18 protein-coding genes and 1 tRNA gene are annotated in these 17,109 nt (G+C 48.7%); 8 read left to right on the top strand and 11 right to left on the bottom strand.

Features of this window, described 5'->3' with window-relative positions:
• The first annotated feature begins 15 nt into the window (after window positions 1–15).
• A complete protein-coding gene (locus OGY67_RS20115) occupies window positions 16–630 on the top strand; it encodes a TfoX/Sxy family DNA transformation protein (RefSeq protein WP_003831996.1) in 615 nt (204 codons plus the stop codon).
• On the opposite strand, the gene yccS is transcribed toward OGY67_RS20115, so the two are convergent.
• Window positions 608–2,761 (bottom strand): YccS family putative transporter, encoded by a 2,154-nt coding sequence (gene yccS, locus OGY67_RS20120; RefSeq protein WP_032944368.1) that lies wholly within the window; start codon window positions 2,759–2,761, stop codon window positions 608–610. The genes OGY67_RS20115 and yccS overlap by 23 nt on opposite strands.
• An 18-nt stretch (window positions 2,762–2,779) precedes the next feature.
• The gene (locus OGY67_RS20125; RefSeq protein ID WP_003831998.1) at window positions 2,780–3,226 is read right to left on the bottom strand and encodes a YccF domain-containing protein; all 447 of its coding nucleotides are present in this window, start codon (window positions 3,224–3,226) and stop codon (window positions 2,780–2,782) included.
• 125 nt (window positions 3,227–3,351) lie between these two features.
• Here OGY67_RS20125 and helD point away from each other — a divergent pair, with 125 nt between their 5' ends.
• Complete coding sequence (helD, locus tag OGY67_RS20130; protein ID WP_286574435.1) at window positions 3,352–5,406, top strand: DNA helicase IV; 2,055 nt, start codon at window positions 3,352–3,354, stop codon at window positions 5,404–5,406.
• Between the two features lie 32 nt (window positions 5,407–5,438).
• Here the strand turns inward: helD and mgsA are convergent, their stop codons facing one another.
• A complete protein-coding gene (mgsA, locus tag OGY67_RS20135) occupies window positions 5,439–5,897 on the bottom strand; it encodes a methylglyoxal synthase (protein ID WP_003035897.1) in 459 nt (152 codons plus the stop codon).
• A gap of 93 nt (window positions 5,898–5,990) precedes the next feature.
• Window positions 5,991–6,653: a curli synthesis inhibitor gene (gene csgI / locus OGY67_RS20140; RefSeq protein WP_016149882.1), complete on the bottom strand. Its 663-nt coding sequence runs from the start codon at window positions 6,651–6,653 to the stop codon at window positions 5,991–5,993.
• A gap of 172 nt (window positions 6,654–6,825) precedes the next feature.
• On the opposite strand from csgI, the gene OGY67_RS20145 reads away from it, so the two are divergent.
• A complete protein-coding gene (locus OGY67_RS20145; RefSeq protein WP_153753380.1) occupies window positions 6,826–7,239 on the top strand; it encodes a CoA-binding protein in 414 nt (137 codons plus the stop codon).
• A 67-nt stretch (window positions 7,240–7,306) separates the two neighbouring features.
• Here the strand turns inward: OGY67_RS20145 and hspQ are convergent, their stop codons facing one another.
• Together hspQ and rlmI are read right to left on the bottom strand one after the other, a co-directional pair.
• Complete coding sequence (hspQ, locus tag OGY67_RS20150; protein ID WP_003035905.1) at window positions 7,307–7,624, bottom strand: heat shock protein HspQ; 318 nt, start codon at window positions 7,622–7,624, stop codon at window positions 7,307–7,309.
• A 57-nt stretch (window positions 7,625–7,681) separates the two neighbouring features.
• A complete protein-coding gene (gene rlmI, locus OGY67_RS20155; protein WP_048227015.1) occupies window positions 7,682–8,893 on the bottom strand; it encodes a 23S rRNA (cytosine(1962)-C(5))-methyltransferase RlmI in 1,212 nt (403 codons plus the stop codon).
• Window positions 8,894–9,107: 214 nt separating this feature from the next.
• On the opposite strand from rlmI, the gene OGY67_RS20160 reads away from it, so the two are divergent.
• The 3 genes from OGY67_RS20160 to yccX are packed head-to-tail and all read left to right on the top strand — an operon-like array spanning window position 9,108 to window position 10,789.
• Window positions 9,108–9,659: a YbhB/YbcL family Raf kinase inhibitor-like protein gene (locus OGY67_RS20160; RefSeq protein WP_048227014.1), complete on the top strand. Its 552-nt coding sequence runs from the start codon at window positions 9,108–9,110 to the stop codon at window positions 9,657–9,659.
• A gap of 13 nt (window positions 9,660–9,672) precedes the next feature.
• Complete coding sequence (locus OGY67_RS20165; RefSeq protein WP_103284992.1) at window positions 9,673–10,461, top strand: helix-turn-helix transcriptional regulator; 789 nt, start codon at window positions 9,673–9,675, stop codon at window positions 10,459–10,461.
• A gap of 46 nt (window positions 10,462–10,507) precedes the next feature.
• Complete coding sequence (gene yccX, locus OGY67_RS20170) at window positions 10,508–10,789, top strand: acylphosphatase (RefSeq protein ID WP_020996508.1); 282 nt, start codon at window positions 10,508–10,510, stop codon at window positions 10,787–10,789.
• Here yccX and tusE read toward each other — a convergent pair.
• Together tusE and yccA are read right to left on the bottom strand one after the other, a co-directional pair.
• A complete protein-coding gene (gene tusE, locus OGY67_RS20175) occupies window positions 10,786–11,115 on the bottom strand; it encodes a sulfurtransferase TusE (RefSeq protein WP_008784296.1) in 330 nt (109 codons plus the stop codon). The two genes, yccX and tusE, sit on opposite strands and share 4 nt — an antisense overlap.
• Window positions 11,116–11,203: 88 nt before the next feature.
• On the bottom strand, window positions 11,204–11,863 hold the full coding sequence (gene yccA / locus OGY67_RS20180; protein WP_008784297.1) for an FtsH protease modulator YccA: 660 nt from the start codon (window positions 11,861–11,863) through the stop codon (window positions 11,204–11,206).
• Between the two features lie 270 nt (window positions 11,864–12,133).
• Here yccA and OGY67_RS20185 point away from each other — a divergent pair, with 270 nt between their 5' ends.
• Window positions 12,134–13,762: an ABC transporter substrate-binding protein gene (locus OGY67_RS20185; RefSeq protein WP_032942916.1), complete on the top strand. Its 1,629-nt coding sequence runs from the start codon at window positions 12,134–12,136 to the stop codon at window positions 13,760–13,762.
• A 142-nt stretch (window positions 13,763–13,904) separates the two neighbouring features.
• A tRNA-Ser gene (locus OGY67_RS20190) sits at window positions 13,905–13,992 on the top strand.
• A 261-nt stretch (window positions 13,993–14,253) separates the two neighbouring features.
• Here the strand turns inward: OGY67_RS20190 and OGY67_RS20195 are convergent.
• The 3 genes from OGY67_RS20195 to OGY67_RS20205 are packed head-to-tail and all read right to left on the bottom strand — an operon-like array spanning window position 14,254 to window position 16,980.
• Window positions 14,254–15,696: a glucosyltransferase domain-containing protein gene (locus tag OGY67_RS20195; protein ID WP_234692930.1), complete on the bottom strand. Its 1,443-nt coding sequence runs from the start codon at window positions 15,694–15,696 to the stop codon at window positions 14,254–14,256.
• Window position 15,697: 1 nt separating this feature from the next.
• Window positions 15,698–16,621, bottom strand: coding sequence for a glycosyltransferase family 2 protein (locus OGY67_RS20200; RefSeq protein ID WP_234692931.1), 924 nt, complete (start codon window positions 16,619–16,621; stop codon window positions 15,698–15,700).
• Complete coding sequence (locus OGY67_RS20205; RefSeq protein ID WP_048214495.1) at window positions 16,618–16,980, bottom strand: GtrA family protein; 363 nt, start codon at window positions 16,978–16,980, stop codon at window positions 16,618–16,620. The genes OGY67_RS20200 and OGY67_RS20205 overlap by 4 nt, the downstream gene beginning before the upstream one ends.
• Window positions 16,981–17,109 lie beyond the last annotated feature (129 nt).

Genomic DNA, 17,109 nt, shown 5'->3' on the forward strand with positions numbered 1-17,109 from the left:
TTAAAAAGGATTTTTATGAAAGAGCTTTCTTATGCAAGGATCTATAAATCGCAGGAATATCTGGCTTCTCTGGGGACAATTCACTATCGCTCACTGTTTGGTGGCTACAGTCTGACGGTTGGCGATACGGTCTTTGCCATGGTCGCTAATGGTGAGCTGTATCTTCGCGCCTGTGAGCAGAGCGCCCAGTATTGTGTACAAAATTCTCCTGTCTGGCTGACATTTATTAAGCGCGGACGTCCTCTTGTACTTAATTATTACCAGGTGAACGATGCCCTGTGGCAAAACCAGCAGCAGCTGGTGTCGCTATCGCGATATTCGTTGGATGCAGCGGTTAAGGAAAAACAGAGTCGCTTTGCCCAGCATCGTCTGCGGGAATTGCCGAATATGACGTTTCATCTGGAGACTCTGTTGAATGAAGCTGGAATTAAAGATGAGGGGACCATGCGATCGTTGGGGGCACAAATGTGCTGGCTGAAACTTCGGCAAAATAACCCGGCTCTGACGGTAAAAGTACTCTATGCCCTTGAAGGCGCGGTAGGGGGGATACATGAAGCCGCGCTCCCGGCGACGCGTCGCCAGGAGCTGGTTGAGTGGGTAAGTTCTCTTACGCCGGAGCCGGGGTATTAGACGGCAGCACGTCAATTTGCTGCTGTAATCGCCGGATCTCTGGGAGCAGGGCGATCAATAGCCCAACTTGCTGAACGACCAGCGGCTCTTTACTGTCCGGGCGTGGTTCCAGGTGCTGAATTCGCTGCTTCAGCCCTTCTAACGCCTGATATACACGCTGCTCGTCAGCGGGTTGATGGTGAAGGGCATCATCAACATAGCAAACAGCGTCATCCAGCAATGCCAAAACGTCTGGATTGGTCAGTTGTTCGCGATGTGCGCCCAGCGCAGAAATATAGCTGGTAAACGTATGGTTGAGACACAGTAAACGGAACGCCGTTTCGCGGGTTTGGGCCGTGACATCCGGCTCGCTTGACATGTTTGATACCACGGAGGCGAGTTCAGCATCACGATTATGCGCATCACGGCGAGCGATACGGTAGGCCAGACGATTATCACGGCCCTGATGATATTGCTCGAGAATAGCATCAAGGTAGCGGCAGTTAGCGTCAGTCGCCCGTTCAATTACCCGTGGTAGGTTACGAAAACGCCAGTCTGGCCAGATGAAACTGACAGCAGCCCAGGCGATAGCACAGCCAATTAGCGTATCGATGACACGCGGCAGCGCAACCTCAAAGCCTTCGCCGAGCAGGTTAAAGCACAGTAACACCAGCAGCGTGATAAACATGGTGGCGTGAGCATACTGGACGTTGCGAAAGGCAAAAAACAGTACACCAGTGATCACCAGGAGTATCAGTTGCCCTTCGAGAGAGGGCACAAACCACAGGATCGGTAAACCAATGGCAATCCCAACCAACGTGCCGATAATCCTGAGCGCCAGGCGATGTCGGGTGGCGTTGTAGTTTGGCTGACAGACAAACAGGCTGGTCAGCAAGATCCAGTATCCGTGATTCATGCCGGTTATCTGGATAATGGCGTAACCAACACAGAGCACTAACGACATGCGAACGGCATGGCGAAACAGAGCAGACTCAGGGGTGAAATTACGGCTCAGACGTAACCAGATATCACTGAATCCATGGGGACTGTCATCGGCAAGCTGATTTTCAGACTCATTGCGCGAGAGTACCTGAGCCTGTTCAGACTCTATGGTAGCAAGCTGCGCGTCGATTGCCCGTAGGTTTGACAGTAAAAAACCCAGCGTATTGAGCAGGTCGGCAGGTTCACCACTGGCACGCATGCGCTCAAGTGCGGCATCTATATGGGTGAAGGCGCGCTCAAAGTGCGGATCGTGCTGGTAAGGCGTGCGCAATAAAATACAGCGAGATAATTGTGAACAGGCTTGCCCTTGCATCGACATCAACCGCTGGAAACGGAACATCACATCGCTGTGACGGAAATGATCGCGTAGCGTTTGATACTGAATGTGTGAAGAGCTTGCGCGTTCATGAATATCCTGCGCCACAAAATAGTAATGTAGCGTGCGACGTGTTCCTCGTTGTCCACGGTCACCGCGCAGGCGCGTCAACAGCGACACTTTAGTCTGATTCAGCGTTGCCATCAGTTGGCCATTCGCGAGAGCTAAATCATACAACGGTGCCTGGCTTTCATCTTCTATGTCGGGGTCAAAAAGACGCGATTTCAGTTCCAGGTAGTGCGCTAACTGTTCGTAGCTGCGTGCAAGATTGTCCTGTAAGGGGCGGATGGGGAACAGAAGATGACCGGTGAGCGTCAGCAGGTTATACCAGATAGCGCCAGCGAGCAGCAGGATGGGTTGTTGATACCACTGATCGTAAAGCGAGGTGCCCAGCATCGTGTAAATGGCGATCAGCAATGCACCAAAAGCAATAGTTGCATAGCGCTGGCCTAATCCCCCCAGCAGAATAAAGCCGCTGGTGGAAAGCGTTAACCCAATAGCAAACAGCCATGGCCATGGGAAGAGCAGTTCAACGGAGGCTGAGGCAATAAAAAAGCACACCAGTGTGATGATTAAATTGCGCAATCGGCCTGCGAGACGATCGTCCAGATCGGTAAGTGCGGCAGCGACCATACCCAGCGTGAGTGGGATAGTCAGCTTGACGTCATCCAGCCACCAGGGTAGCGCCGTTGTGCCGCATAGCGCGATAAAAATCCGCACGTAGTACAGCCATGTGCTGTTCCAGGTATAGCGTTTGAGCAGAGGACTTAACATAAAGGCCATCGGTCCTGATTATTCAAAACGACGACGTGCATTGGCTTCACGCGCTGCACGGGCAACTTCTACTGAAACCACCCGGCGACCCACCGGCCAGAGCGCAATGGCAGCGATTTTAAAGTTTGCAATGCCAACCGGAATACCAATAATCGTAATGCACTGAGCAATACCAGAGATAATGTGCATCAGGCACAACCACCAGCCGAAGAAAATCAGCCAGAAAATATTGAGCACGGTGCCGCCGGTATTTAACAGGACGCTTTTACCGGCCGGATTCAGTTCATCGACATGAATCGCTTCGTTGCCATAGGGAAACAGCGAAAGTCGGGTTATCTCCCAGCATGAACGGGTCAAGGGTAAAGTAAAAATAAGCACGACACTGACCAGCGTTGCCAGTAACCAGGCCAGGGTGGTGGCGAACCCCCCAAGCACAAAATTTAAAATATTCAGAACAGTACGCATAAACCCTCGGTTAACTCTGGTTTTCTGTGAATTCGGCAATTGTAACGTTTTTTTGGGCTGGAGCACGTTTTCTCTGGCGGTTACACTGATAAGCAAACCTCTTCGTGTGGATCCGCTTGAGTCTTATGGAACTGAAAGCAACTTCTCTTGGAAAACGTCTGGCACAACACCCTTACGATCGGGCCGTTATTCTCAATGCCGGGATTAAAGTTTCCGGCGATCGTCACGAGTATCTTATTCCCTTCAATCAGTTACTGGCTATTCATTGCAAACGCGGCCTGGTATGGGGCGAGCTGGAGTTTGTACTCCCGGATGAGAAGGTGGTTCGTCTTCACGGTACAGAGTGGGCGGAAACCCAGCGCTTCCATCATCATTTGAATGCGCTCTGGCAACAGTGGAGCCAGGAAATGAGTGACGTTGCTGCGGGGGTTTTACAGCAGCAGTTGGATGCGATAGAGGCGCGTACTAGTGAAAGTAAATGGCTGACGCGCGAACAAACGTCAGGGCTGCAGCAGCAGATTCGCCGTGCCTTTGCCGCGTTACCGCTCCCGGTTAATCGGCTGGAGGAATTTGAAAATTGCCGGGAGGCGTTACGTCAATGCCAGGCATGGTTGAAAGACATTGAAGCCTGTCGCTTACAGCACAATCAGGCGTACACCGATGCAATGCTGGAAGAGTATGCCGAGTTTTTCCAGCATATTGAATCTTCGCCGTTGAACCCTGCTCAGGCGCGCGCGGTGGTGAATGGTGAGCAATCATTGTTGGTACTTGCAGGTGCTGGAAGCGGTAAAACATCTGTGTTGGTTGCCCGGGCTGGTTGGTTGCTTGCACGAGGAGAAGCTGCACCAGAACAGATCCTGTTGCTGGCGTTTGGACGCAAAGCCGCCCAGGAGATGGATGACCGCATCCGTGAGCGTCTGCATACGGATGAGGTCACCGCACGGACGTTCCATTCACTCGCGTTGCACATTATTTCGCAAGGTAGCAAAAAAGTTCCAACGGTGAGCAAGCTGGAAAATGATGCCATCGCGCGCAACAAACTCCTTATAACAACCTGGCGTCAGCAGTGCAGTGAGAAAAAGGCTCAGGCTAAAGGTTGGCGACAATGGTTAGAAGAAGAAATGCAGTGGTCTGTACCCGAAGGTAACTTCTGGGATGACGAAAAATTACAGCGCCGTCTGGCTTCCCGGTTGGATCGCTGGGTTAGTTTGATGCGTATGCATGGCGGAGCACAGGCGGAGATGATTGCTAATGCTCCGGAGGAGATCCGTGATCTGTTCAGTAAACGCATAAAGCTAATGGCGCCGCTGCTCAAGGCCTGGAAGAGTGCCCTGAAGGATGAGAATGCCGTCGATTTCTCCGGGTTGATCCATCAGGCTATTGTCATTCTGGAGAAGGGGCGGTTTATCAGTCCGTGGAAACATATTCTGGTCGATGAATTTCAGGATATTTCCCCTCAGCGCGCCGCCCTGTTAGCCGCCTTGCGTAAGCAAAACTCGCAGACCACGCTGTTTGCCGTGGGAGATGACTGGCAGGCAATTTACCGGTTCAGCGGAGCACAGCTTTCTCTGACAACCGCATTCCAGCAAAACTTCGGCGAGGGCGATAGCTGTAATCTGGATACGACTTACCGTTTTAATAGCCGTATCGGCGAAGTCGCAAACCAGTTTATCCAGCAAAACCCACACCAGCTCACAAAACCGCTGAACAGTCTGGCGACCGGTGATAAAAAAGCCGTCACGTTGCTCGACGAAAGCCAGTTAGATCTGTTGCTGGATAAGCTGTCGGGTTTTGTGAAAGCCGAAGAGAGAATTCTGGTGCTGGCGCGATACCATCATCTCAAACCTGCCAGCCTGGACAAAGCGGCCACCCGCTGGCCTAAGCTGCAGTTGGATTTTATGACTATTCATGCCAGCAAAGGGCAGCAGGCGGATTACGTCATTGTGATGGGGCTTCACGAAGGGAATGACGGTTTCCCGGCTCCGGCTCGTGAGTCGATTATGGAAGAGGCGTTACTCCCGGCTGTTGAAGATTTTCCTGATGCAGAAGAGAGACGGTTGCTGTATGTGGCGCTAACGCGTGCGCGGCATCGGGTATGGCTACTGTTTAGCAAAGACGCGCCATCATGCTTTGTTGATGAGCTTAAGCAATTAGACGTTCCGGTGACCCGGAAACCCTGAAAAGCAGGCGGCAATTACCGCCTGCTTAGCGTTTATTTGAGGCGTTCTGCCAGATAACGGGCGTAATCCGGGATCAAGATATCCGTTGCGTCGTTGAAGTTTGGCGACTGGATAATAAAATCAGCCGTTGACACGTTGGTGGCGACTGGAATGTTCCAGACTGTGGCCAGACGTAGCAGGGCTTTAACATCAGGATCGTGGGGAACGGCGTTGAGCGGATCCCAGAAGAAAATCAGCACATCAATTTTCCCTTCTGAAATCAGCGCACCCACCTGCTGGTCACCCCCCATCGGGCCGCTCAGCATGGCGTTGACGTCCATTCCTGTCGCGCGTTGAATTAAGTTTCCTGTTGTTCCTGTTGCATACAGAACGTGTTTTTCCAGTAATGGCTGGTGGCGTTCAACCCAGCTCATCAACATCTTTTTGCAGTGATCGTGTGCGACCAACGCAATATGTTTCTGCGCTGGCAATGTGCGAGTCGTTAATTCCATAGTACAGCTCCCAAGTTAACCTTGTTACAGAGTACTGGAAGCACTTGACGCTGCAAGAGAAAGACAAAAAAAATGCGTATACGAACATAAATGTCACGATGGGGGTTGTTTCTCCGCCCATTGTAAGAAGTTACTTCGCGTTTGTGCGTCAGCCTGTTGAAACCAATATTTTAAGCGCTGCTCGGTCAGTGTTTGCGACTGAGGCGGCACGCGATCCAGTTCAGACACCCCGGAAAGCAGCGAACTGTCATCGGCCATCATCGTGGCAAATTGTGGTAAAGACGCATGCTTAGCCGCTTTGTTATAGCGCTCTGTTTCCATTTCATAATCTACGATTTTTGCGGTGGACGTGATTGACAGAATATCCAGCTTAACCGGTATAGGCATGGAGTCCCCATCCAGCAGTTCTACGCGCGGGGCATCATCAAAATGCGTTGCATCCCGCTCGTTGCTCAGGCGTGGGAGGTGGAAATTAACCTGACTGACGAGTTGGGTATCAAAGCTGATGACCAACGGAGGCGAAATATACAGACGTTCTTCGTGGCTGGACAGGCGAATGGTTTTTTCTACGCGAAACACGAGCTGGTGCCGACCATTTTCCAGCTCAATACTGTCGGCACCACGCAGTAATGAGCTGGAGACTTTTTTTCCGTCCAGTACCAGAAGGTCAATATCATTAGACAGACGTAAAGAGGTAGCAAAAACGGTTACCGGCAAACATAGGGCAATCAAGGCTGTCACAATGCCGGCTTTCATAGGTTTCTCCTGTCCAGAAAATATCTGTATAAGATGTATCTAAATTTTTCGATAATCATGTTTACTAACATATAGACATATTTTTGAGTTTAGCTCTCATGCGCCAGTATGGGATGAATGGTTGCGGGGGCAGGTTTGTCGTACACTTTGCTAAACAGCCTGGAGGAAAACGATGAAAGAGACCGATATTGCTGGCATTTTGACAACGACCCATACGATTGCGCTGGTGGGGGCAAGCGATAAACCCGATCGTCCAAGCTATCGGGTGATGAAATATTTACTCGATCAGGGCTATCACGTTATTCCTGTTTCACCGAAGGTTGCCGGAAAAACGCTGCTGGGGCAGCAGGGCTATGCGACGCTGGCAGATGTACCAGAGAAAGTGGATATGGTAGATGTCTTCCGTAATTCTGAAGCGGCGTGGGGTGTTGCTCAGGAGGCAATTGCCATCGGCGCGAAGACGCTATGGATGCAGCTCGGCGTGATTAACGAGCAGGCAGCCGTGCTGGCTCGCGATGCAGGGATGATGGTGGTGATGGATCGCTGCCCGGCGATTGAGATCCCGCGGTTGGGACTGGCGAAGTAAGGCTGATCTGTAGCCGAACAAAACGCACAGGCCCGATTAGCGAATCGCCATCGGGCCTGTGTTAGCATCAATTGCGCAGGCGCGGGGCCTGAAGCTGTTTTCGAATTGTTCGCGCCAGTTCATCCATCGACGGTTGTTCCGGATGTTCTTCCTGTAGCTCACTACTCAGCTGTGCTTCGGCCAGATACGTATGCACTGGCAGACCATTATCGTCTTCCATCACCACGTGATACCAGGGAGCGGCGCGAAGTTCGTCGTTAACCGCCAACTCATCGGCTGACGGTTGATCAAGCGAATATTCCGGGTCGATATCCACGACCACTCCGAGGTAACCTAACAGGGAATGGCGGACCTGCTGGCCGATACCGAATTTGCTGGCAATCATAGTCACCTCCCGGGAAATAGATACCCTTTATGTAAGGGTAATATTCCACTTTTCAAGTTACATGATGCGACAGGCAAACCCTTTCAGATACAGCCCTTCCGGGTAGGTAGCGATCACCGGGTGATCGGCGGCCTGACGGAACTGCTCTATAAATTGTACATCACGACCAGCATCTATTGCGGCATCAGCGATGATTTTCTGAAATAAATCGGTGGTCATTAGCCCAGAGCAGGAGAAAGTCAGCAGCACACCGCCCGGATTGAGCAACTGAATAGCCAGCATATTGATGTCCTTATAGCCGCGGCAGGCACCCATCAACTGGCTTTTGTTTTCGACAAATTTCGGCGGATCCATCACGATGACGTCGAATTTCTCACCACGATCGCGATAAGCACGCAGAAGTTTGAACACATCATCACGCACGAACTCAGCTTTGCTCAGATCCAGCTTGTTCAGTTCCACGTTCTGGCGGGCAATATCGAGCGCTTCCTGAGAGGTGTCAACGCTGACGACCTGACGGCATCCGCCCATTAATGCTGAGACCGCAAAGCCGCCGGTATAAGAGAAACAGTTCAGCACACGCTGATTTTCCACATAACGACGCGTGGCCAGGCGGCTGTCGCGTTGATCGAGGTAATAGCCGGTTTTGTGACCATGCTGAATATCAACCAGCAGCTTCATTCCGTGCTCTTCAATTGGCAGCAGGGCTGGCGGAAGCTCACCCGTTACTGGCCCTTGAGTCAGCTCCATACCTTCTTTTTTACGTACGGCCACATCGCTACGGTCATAAATGGCGCAGTCCGGGAAAACAATTTGCAGAGCGCTAATCAGCGCGGCGCGTTGGTATTCAGCCCCCGCGCTGAGCAACTGCAACACCAGGAAGTTGCCGAAGCGGTCAATGGTGATGCCCGGCAGGCCATCGGATTCTCCGGCGATCAGACGGTAACTGTCCAGACCGTCTTTTTTCGCCAGCCAGTCACGCCATGTCTGCGCCTGCTGCAGACGACGGGTGAAGAAATCAATATCGATGGACTCAGACTTGTCGAATGTCCAGACGCGTGCACGGATCTGCGACGCGGGTGAGTACGCGCCGCGTGCTAACCATTTACCCTGATGGTCAACAATATCGATGGTTTCACCGAGGTTGGCTTTACCTTCCATACGTGCGACAGCACCGGAAAATACCCACGGATGGCGGCGCAGTAATGATTTTTCGCGCCCTTTGGCTAACACTAAACGAGGATAATGTGGAATTGTAGATTCAGTCATGCGGAGCAACCTCTCACAAACAGTGACGCGGGCTGGAGTAAACTACCAACCTGAAACCATTAAAATAAAATGGCGCGTAGAGTAGCACAGATGGTGAGGTCAATCATCAGGGTATGGCGTTGAGCGTTTCGGCACAAAACTCTATCACAGAGGCACAGTTTCTTTTATGCCCACCGTTTACATTGCTATTTCTTAATCAGAAAAAGGAAATGCAATGAAAGCTGTCTACTTTCTGGCTACCGCCGCCATTGTTGCGTTGAGTTTTAATACCTCTGCCGCCTCGACGTTTCGCCTCAACAGCACCGACATACCCGCTAACCTGAAGTTAACGCAAAAACAGGTGTTTAAGGGATTTGGCTGCAGTGGCGACAATATCTCCCCACAACTGAGCTGGCAAAATCCGCCAGTTGATGCCAAAAGTTTTGCCATTACGCTGTTTGATCCTGATGCGCCAACGGGAAGCGGCTGGTGGCACTGGACCGTCGTAAATATTCCTGCTCAGATCCACACTCTTCCTGGCGGGGCCAGCATGGATAAGTTACCCGCTGGAGCAGTTCAGGGACGCAATGATTTCGGTTATGCTGGATTCGGTGGCGCCTGTCCACCGCCGGGCGATAAACCTCATCGCTATCAGTTTACCGTGTGGGCGTTAAATACAGACGAGTTGCCAATTGACAGTAACGCCAGCGGTGCCCTAGTCGGTTTTATGCTGAACAGCCACGTGATTGCTAAAGCTGAATTAACCGCCACTTACGCAAGAAAATAAAGAGGATACTCTGGTGCAGGATGTACATTTTCGCCATAACAACCTTACCACCGCTGAGGTGCGTTCCGGCCATCTGCACCACTTGCATCGGGTTAAACTGTTTTCTGCTGCTATTTGCCATATTACGCAGGGAAGTAAGGTCATTATTCAGGATGAAAATCGTCTGGTTGCAGGACCGGGTGAGCTGATTATCATCCCGGCGAATACGCCTCTGGAGATTATTAATCAGCCGGAACAGGGAGCATTTCGCTCGGATTTGTTGTTGCTATCGACGAGCATCATTACCGCGTTTAAAAATAACTGGGTCGAGGATTTCCCTCCGGCAAAATTGACGTCGCTATGTACGCCAATGAGCAACGGACTGGCTTTTATGTGGGAAAGCTTGCTGGATGCAGTACGCCAGGACTTACCTGCAATATTGCAGGAGCATCAGGCGATGGGATTATTGCTGGCGCTACTGCATGATGGTGTGGCGGGGCCTCTGCTTATCGAGCGACGGTTTAATCTTACTGAACAGGTGCGACAACTAATTATGTTATCCCCTGCTAAGCTATGGACAGCTCAGGAGATTGCTGGTCACCTGTCTATCAGTACCTCGACGTTACGCAGACGATTACAGATGGAATCGCAGAGTTACCGGCAGATAGTCGAGGAGGTGCGAATGTCCTGTGCGCTCTCTCAACTACAGTCGACCACGCTGCCGATTGGCGAAATAGCGTTACGCTGTGGCTATCTGTCAGGTTCACGATTTACTGCAAGATTTCGCCAGCATTACGGATGTCTGCCGAAACAGGTGCGATGAGGCCTCGGTACCTGTTCCTTCATATACGTTAATAAGGAGAACCGCAATGTCGAAAGTCTGCATAATCGCCTGGGTCTATGGCCGGGTTCAGGGGGTAGGATTTCGCTACACCACCCAGCATGAAGCACAACGGCTGGGGTTGACCGGCTACGCGAAGAATATGGATGACGGCAGCGTAGAGGTTGTCGCCTGTGGTGAAAGCGACCGGGTAGAACAACTGATGAAGTGGTTGAAAGCCGGGGGGCCGAGCAGCGCCAGGGTTGACCGGGTTCTTAGTGAACCACATCGTCCTGGCGACGAGCTAAAGGGATTTAGTATCCGCTATTAAATACATTTCACCGGTTTCGGCAGGCCGGCAATTTTAGTCGCCTGCTTGGCCGGACCTTTCGGGAACAGGCGGTAGAGATAACGGCTGTTGCCTTTCTCTTCGCCAAACTTGTTGGCCATTGCTTTTACCAGCATGCGGATAGCGGGGGAGGTATTAAACTCCAGATAAAACTCGCGGACAAAACGCACCACTTCCCAGTGTTCCGCGGAGAGCGTAATGCCTTCGTTTTCGGCGATTCTCTCCGCCAGCGCCTCGCTCCACAGCGTGGTATCTTTCAGATAGCCTTCGCTATCGGTACTGATTTCTTTACCTTCAAAGATCAACATAATTCGTCACTGCGTTAGTCAAACTGGCGGCAGTTTACCAAAAAAGAAAGCCCCGCATAAGCGGGGCTGGATAATGCGTGTGGACATCTTAATCGCGGCTGGCGAAGCCCAGAATACTCAGCAGGCTGACGAAGATGTTGTACAGCGAAACATACAGGCTAACGGTGGCACGAATATAGTTGGTTTCACCGCCGCGGATGATATTGCTGGTTTCAAACAGGATTGCGCCTGAAGAAATCAGAATGAACACCGCGCTGATTGCCAGATGTAATGCTGGCAGTTGCAGGAAGATATTGGCAACCATACCAATCAACACCACTACAACACCCGCCATCAGCATACCGCCGAGGAAGGACATATCTTTACGCGTGGTCAGCACATAGGCTGAGCAGCTGAAGAAGACCAGCGCCGTACCGCCCAGCGCCATGGCGATAACATCACCCATGCCTGCGGACAGGTATGTATTCAGCATCGGTCCCAAGATGTAGCCCAGGAAGCCAGTGAAGGCGAACGCTGACAAAATACCAACCGGTTTATCTGCCGTTTTATAGGTCAGGAACATCAGACCATACATACCCACCAGCGTCAGGATAAGTCCCGGAGAAGGTAACATCAGTACGGTACTGGCGGTTGCGGTGATCGCTGAAAACGCCAGCGTCAGGCTGAGCAGGAAATAGGTATTGCGCAGCACCTTATGCGTGCTGAGTAGCGATGTACGCTCGCGCGAAGAACTAATAATACGATCCATGAGTCACTCTCTTATGACAGATGTAATTAATGATGGAGGATAATGAAATCAAGGGGAATGACACAGCGGTTTTACCCATCTTTACGCATTTTAGCCCGCCAGACTTAAGCATATTATTTCAACAAAAGTTCCCGAATTAGATGTTAGCACTGTATGTGCAAAAATGTCAGATCGCTGTCTACCAGGTAACTGAAAAATATTGCGTTATTCCTGAATCTCTCTGACAGTGACATCGGTGTCTACATAAAACAGAGCAATAAGGTAAAGGGAATGATTCAACATAAATCGAAGATATTGACGTTTACGCTGTTGGCTGTCTGTTTGATGTCTATAAACGGCGCGGCGAGGGCGGCAAATGTTCCTGCAGGAACACTACTGGCAGAAAAACAGGAACTGGTCAGAAACAACGGCAGTGAGCCGGCATCTCTGGATCCGCATAAAGTTGAAAGCAACGTTGAGTTTAATTTAATCAGCGATATGTTCGACGGTCTGGTTGCTGTCAAGCAGGATGGGTCTATCGAACCCCGTCTAGCCTCGTCCTGGGAGAATAAAGGCAACACTGTCTGGACCTTCCATTTACGCCCGGGCATAACCTGGTCAGATGGATCTGCTATTACCGCACAGGATGTCGTCTGGAGCTGGCAGCGTCTGGTTTCGCCGCAAACGGCTTCACCTTATGCTTCGTATCTGGGCAACATGCACGTTGCGAACGCGGTTGATATTGCCCAAGGGAAAAAAGATCCCGCCACGCTGGGAGTCAAAGCCCTGGATGATACCACCCTGGAAATTACCCTGACGCAACCGACGGCGGCGTTTCTGGCGATGCTGGCGCATCCATCTCTGGTCCCGCTGGATAAAGTGTTGATAGGTCGTTTTGGCGATAAGTGGACCAGGCCAGAGCATTTTGTCAGCAGCGGGCCGTACAAATTATCGCAGTGGGTGGTTAATGAGCGCATCGTTGCCGAGCGTAACCCACATTATTGGGACGATCGGCATACGGTTATTAATAAAGTTACTTATTTGCCTATTAGCTCAGAGTCGGCTGACGTAAATCGCTATAAGGCCGGTGAAATCGACATTGTGTATAGCGTACCGGTTAACCAGTTCGCGCAACTGAAAAAAACAATGGGGGATGAACTGCATGTCTCGCCTCAGCTTTCAACGTATTACTATCAGTTCAATACAACCCGCGCGCCGTTTAATGATCCGCGCGTGCGCCGGGCGTTGAATATGGCGTTGGATAAAGACATCATTGCGCAAAAGGTGATGGGGCAGGGGCAGCGAGCAGCGTGGGTTATCAGCCAGCCGGAAATAGGTGGGGTGAAACTGCATGCGCCGGAGTATGCGTCATGGCCGCTCGAAAAACGTATTGCTGAAGCCAAAAAACTGCTGGCTGAAGCCGGTTTTGGTCCTGAGCATCCGCTTAGCTTGAATCTGCTCTACAACACCTTCGAAACGCACCAGCGTATTGCGATTGCCGCATCGTCGATGTGGAAGAAAAACCTTGGCGTCGAGGCGAAGCTGCAAAACCAGGAATGGAAAACCATGCTGGACACTATGCACACCGGTAATTTTGACGTCGTGCGCTATGCGTGGATAGCCGACTATGATGATGCCTCAAGTTTCCTCAATATCTTCCGGACCGGTGATAGCGAGAACACCACCAAGTACAGTAACCCCGCCTTTGATGAAGCGATGCGTAATGCGGCAAAAGCAAGTTCACTGGAAGAACGCGGCAAATACTATCAGCAGGCTGAAGACCTTTTAGGTGAGGATGTGCCCGCGATTCCGGTTTACCACTATGTCCGCACGCATCTGGTGAAGCCGTGGGTGGGGGGATTTGCGCCGGATAACCGGGGAAATTACTACACCAAAGATATGTACATCAAAAAACATTAAGCGCTATAGCCGGTATTCGTGCTGAATAAATGGTCAATTTGTTGTTATTTCAGTCGATTAACAACATTTTGGCTGTTTTTCAGGCAAATGAACACATTGGTGCTTTACAGGTCCGTTCGGGATGTTTATAGTGCGCCTCATTGGAAGCGTGGCCGAGCGGTTGAAGGCACCGGTCTTGAAAACCGGCGACCCGAAAGGGTTCTAGAGTTCGAATCTCTACGCTTCCGCCAAACATGAAAAGGGGTTACCGAAAGGTAACCCCTTTTTGCTTTTGAGAAAGATTTAAAACATGGTGTCGTGAATGTCAGTGTTACTGTTGCGCATTACATGCTCTATATTTGGCAAGTAAACTGAATAACGTAAGCAGGCATCATATTCTCCAGCCCAGCCTGAGTGAGCTATGGTAATCCCTGATATCACTTGAAATGACTGGTGTAGACTCTTCTTAAAAAACAAAGCCCTCCACATTTAGGTGTGAGGGCTTGTAATCGTTAATTGTTAAATTTACCTAAGTAGACTATAGCGGTGTTATCTGAGATGAATAATGAATAATATTCATTAGATGATACAGGTTTAATTCCTTTGTTAATCATATCAGCAAATTGATTTTTGCTGTCATTCACATCAGTATAACCATGTCGTGTTTGTGTTAATCCTTTATTAATCAATTGAAAGGACGCTAAGAATTCAGTGGCTGGGGAAACGAAGTAACCTATGAGCGGTTTGCTCTCTACTATTAGCTTTGCTCTTTCATTTATATTTAATTGACCTACAGTACCAATAGATACGATGTTTTTATGATTGGCAATATCTTGCGCAATCATGTTAAAAACAAAATCTTCGTATTCTTGTTGTGATTTCATTGTGTTGCTTAGTTGAGCACTAAAAGCAAGTGAAGCAATAACCGGTATCAATGCTGCATATTTAAAGCGTGGAGTAAAATGCATAATGGGTATAGCAATTATAACCAATATGACTGAAAATGATACTAAGGTACGGGGGAGTACCGGTGCATCCTGAAGTAATATAGTTGGCCCCATAAGAGATATAATGAATATTAAAAAAGACAATCCACTATACAAAATAAAGGATACTATACTCCCTATATTTGTGCGATAAGAAATGAGCATAAACACCAGGCTAATTAGTATCGGAATAGCAAAGTAAATGTAAACAGGGTGGTAAAAATATGAAAGGGTTATTGCTTTTAAAGAGGTTAATGTTCCGATTAGGTGCTCAAATCCTCCCTTATCCAAAGATATTAACTCTGAGCGCGAGTTGTGTTTTGGAGAGAAGAAAATCATGTAGATAAGATAAAATGAGATAAATAAAATTGTTTTTTTAAATAAAAATATTACCGATTCTTTGATATGTGCCTGTTTTTTTATTGCGATAATTATTACGTCAACAGCCAGCAAACCGATGAAAATATTTGCACACGGTTGATACAATGTTAAGGATAATACACCCGCTATCAACTTTATTGCTATCTCTAGTGTCAAGTTTTTATTTTGGTATGTATATGCCACTACAGCCACGAAAAATGAAATAGACATTCCCAGACTATCGTATCTATAAGCGATATTTTGCAGGATAAATGGGTTGAATATTAAAAGTGCGGCAACCATTTTAGCGTTAGGTACATCTGATTTAATCAAATGTTTACTAAGTGCAAGTGAAGATGCTCCTAAGAGAATGCAGGACGCGATCATGGTATAAGGAAATAAATCAAGATTGTAGTGGCCACTTGCAGAAAAAATTCTTGCTATAACATCCGCAAAAGGTCGACCTAAACCTCGCCAGCCGTAGTTTCCAGTGATCGATCTGTCTAAATCATCTCTATAATATATTCCAGCTTGAATTAAAGGGTAAATAAATAGGAGAGCCAGTCCTGAATAAATAAAAAATAATTTTTTATCGAATTTATAAAACATGTTAAATCCCATCTTGTTTTTTAACTATGTAGCGCGGTCTTTGTTTGGTTTCAATATATATTCTACCTATGTACTCCCCGAGTACACCGATTCCAATTAACTGAATACCGCCCAGGAAAAGAATTGAAACAATAATAGATGGATATCCCGCTACCGGATTGCCCCAAAATATTTTGTCTATAATCATCCATGCGCCGAATAAGAAGGATAAAGTGGCGACAAAAAAACCAATGTAAGTCCAAATTCGGAGTGGGAACGTTGAAAAACTGGTAATACCTTCGAGTGCGAGATTCCACAATTTCCAGCCATTAAACTTTGATTTACCAGCTATACGGCCTGCTCGAGTGTACTCCACTACGTCAGTACGACCTCCAACCCAGCTAAGAACACCCTTCATAAAGAGATTACGTTCCGGCATGAGTTTGATATTTTCTACGACATCGCGGGACATGAGTCTGAAGTCACCAACGTTCTCTTCGATCTTCGGGGCGCTTATTTTATTGTGCAATTTATAGAACCATTCAGCGGTTTTTCGCTTAAGTTTTCCATCTGTAGAACGGTCCGCACGCTTTGCCAGTACAATATCTGCACCCGATAACCATTTATTTATCATCAATGGAATTGTTTCAATTGGATCCTGTAGGTCGACATCGATTGGGATAACGGCTTCGCCAGTGGAACATTCCAGTCCTGCAAATATGGCGGCTTCTTTTCCAAAATTACGTGTGAATGAAACGGGAACAACGAGCGAATCAGATAAGGCAAGGGCATTAATAATTGATTCTGTAGCATCTTTGCTACCGTCGTTGATAAACACAATTTCAACATCGTACTTTTTTAGTTCTTCGTATCCTCGCACCGTCTTGTAGAAAATAGGTATTGTATCTTCTTCATTGAAGACTGGCACTATCAGAGAAATTTTCATTTCGGATCCCTAAAAACAACAAATTTAGAGTATACAAACCCACATACTAAGCTGATTGAGGAGAACTCAATCAGCGTTATGAGTGGGGAAATGTTAAAGCGATCGGAAATCTGACCGGAGATGAAACTCAACAACCCCATAAAACCAACAAACAGTATGTATCCTCTGCTGGTGGCTTTTGCATTGAAGGTGAATTTTGCGTTAGCAAAAAATGAAAATGTTACTGCGCATAAGAATGCCACTACATTGCTCACAGCTTGGTCATTTTTCATGATGTACACCATGATGCCGAACACGGCCCAATGCAATGCCGTGTTTACGATTCCGACAGAAATGTAGCGAGAAAGTAGTTTTATCATGATTAAAAATGCTGAACAGGAAGAAAGGGAGTTTAACATTGATGTAAAACCAGATCGACATGTTGACGCCAGTCAGCGCAGTAAGCAGAGTCATTTGGGGATGATTAAGGGGCTGTAAATGCTACAGCC

The organism is Citrobacter sp. Cpo015, from assembly GCF_030333035.1.
Lineage (GTDB): Bacteria > Pseudomonadota > Gammaproteobacteria > Enterobacterales > Enterobacteriaceae > Citrobacter > Citrobacter portucalensis.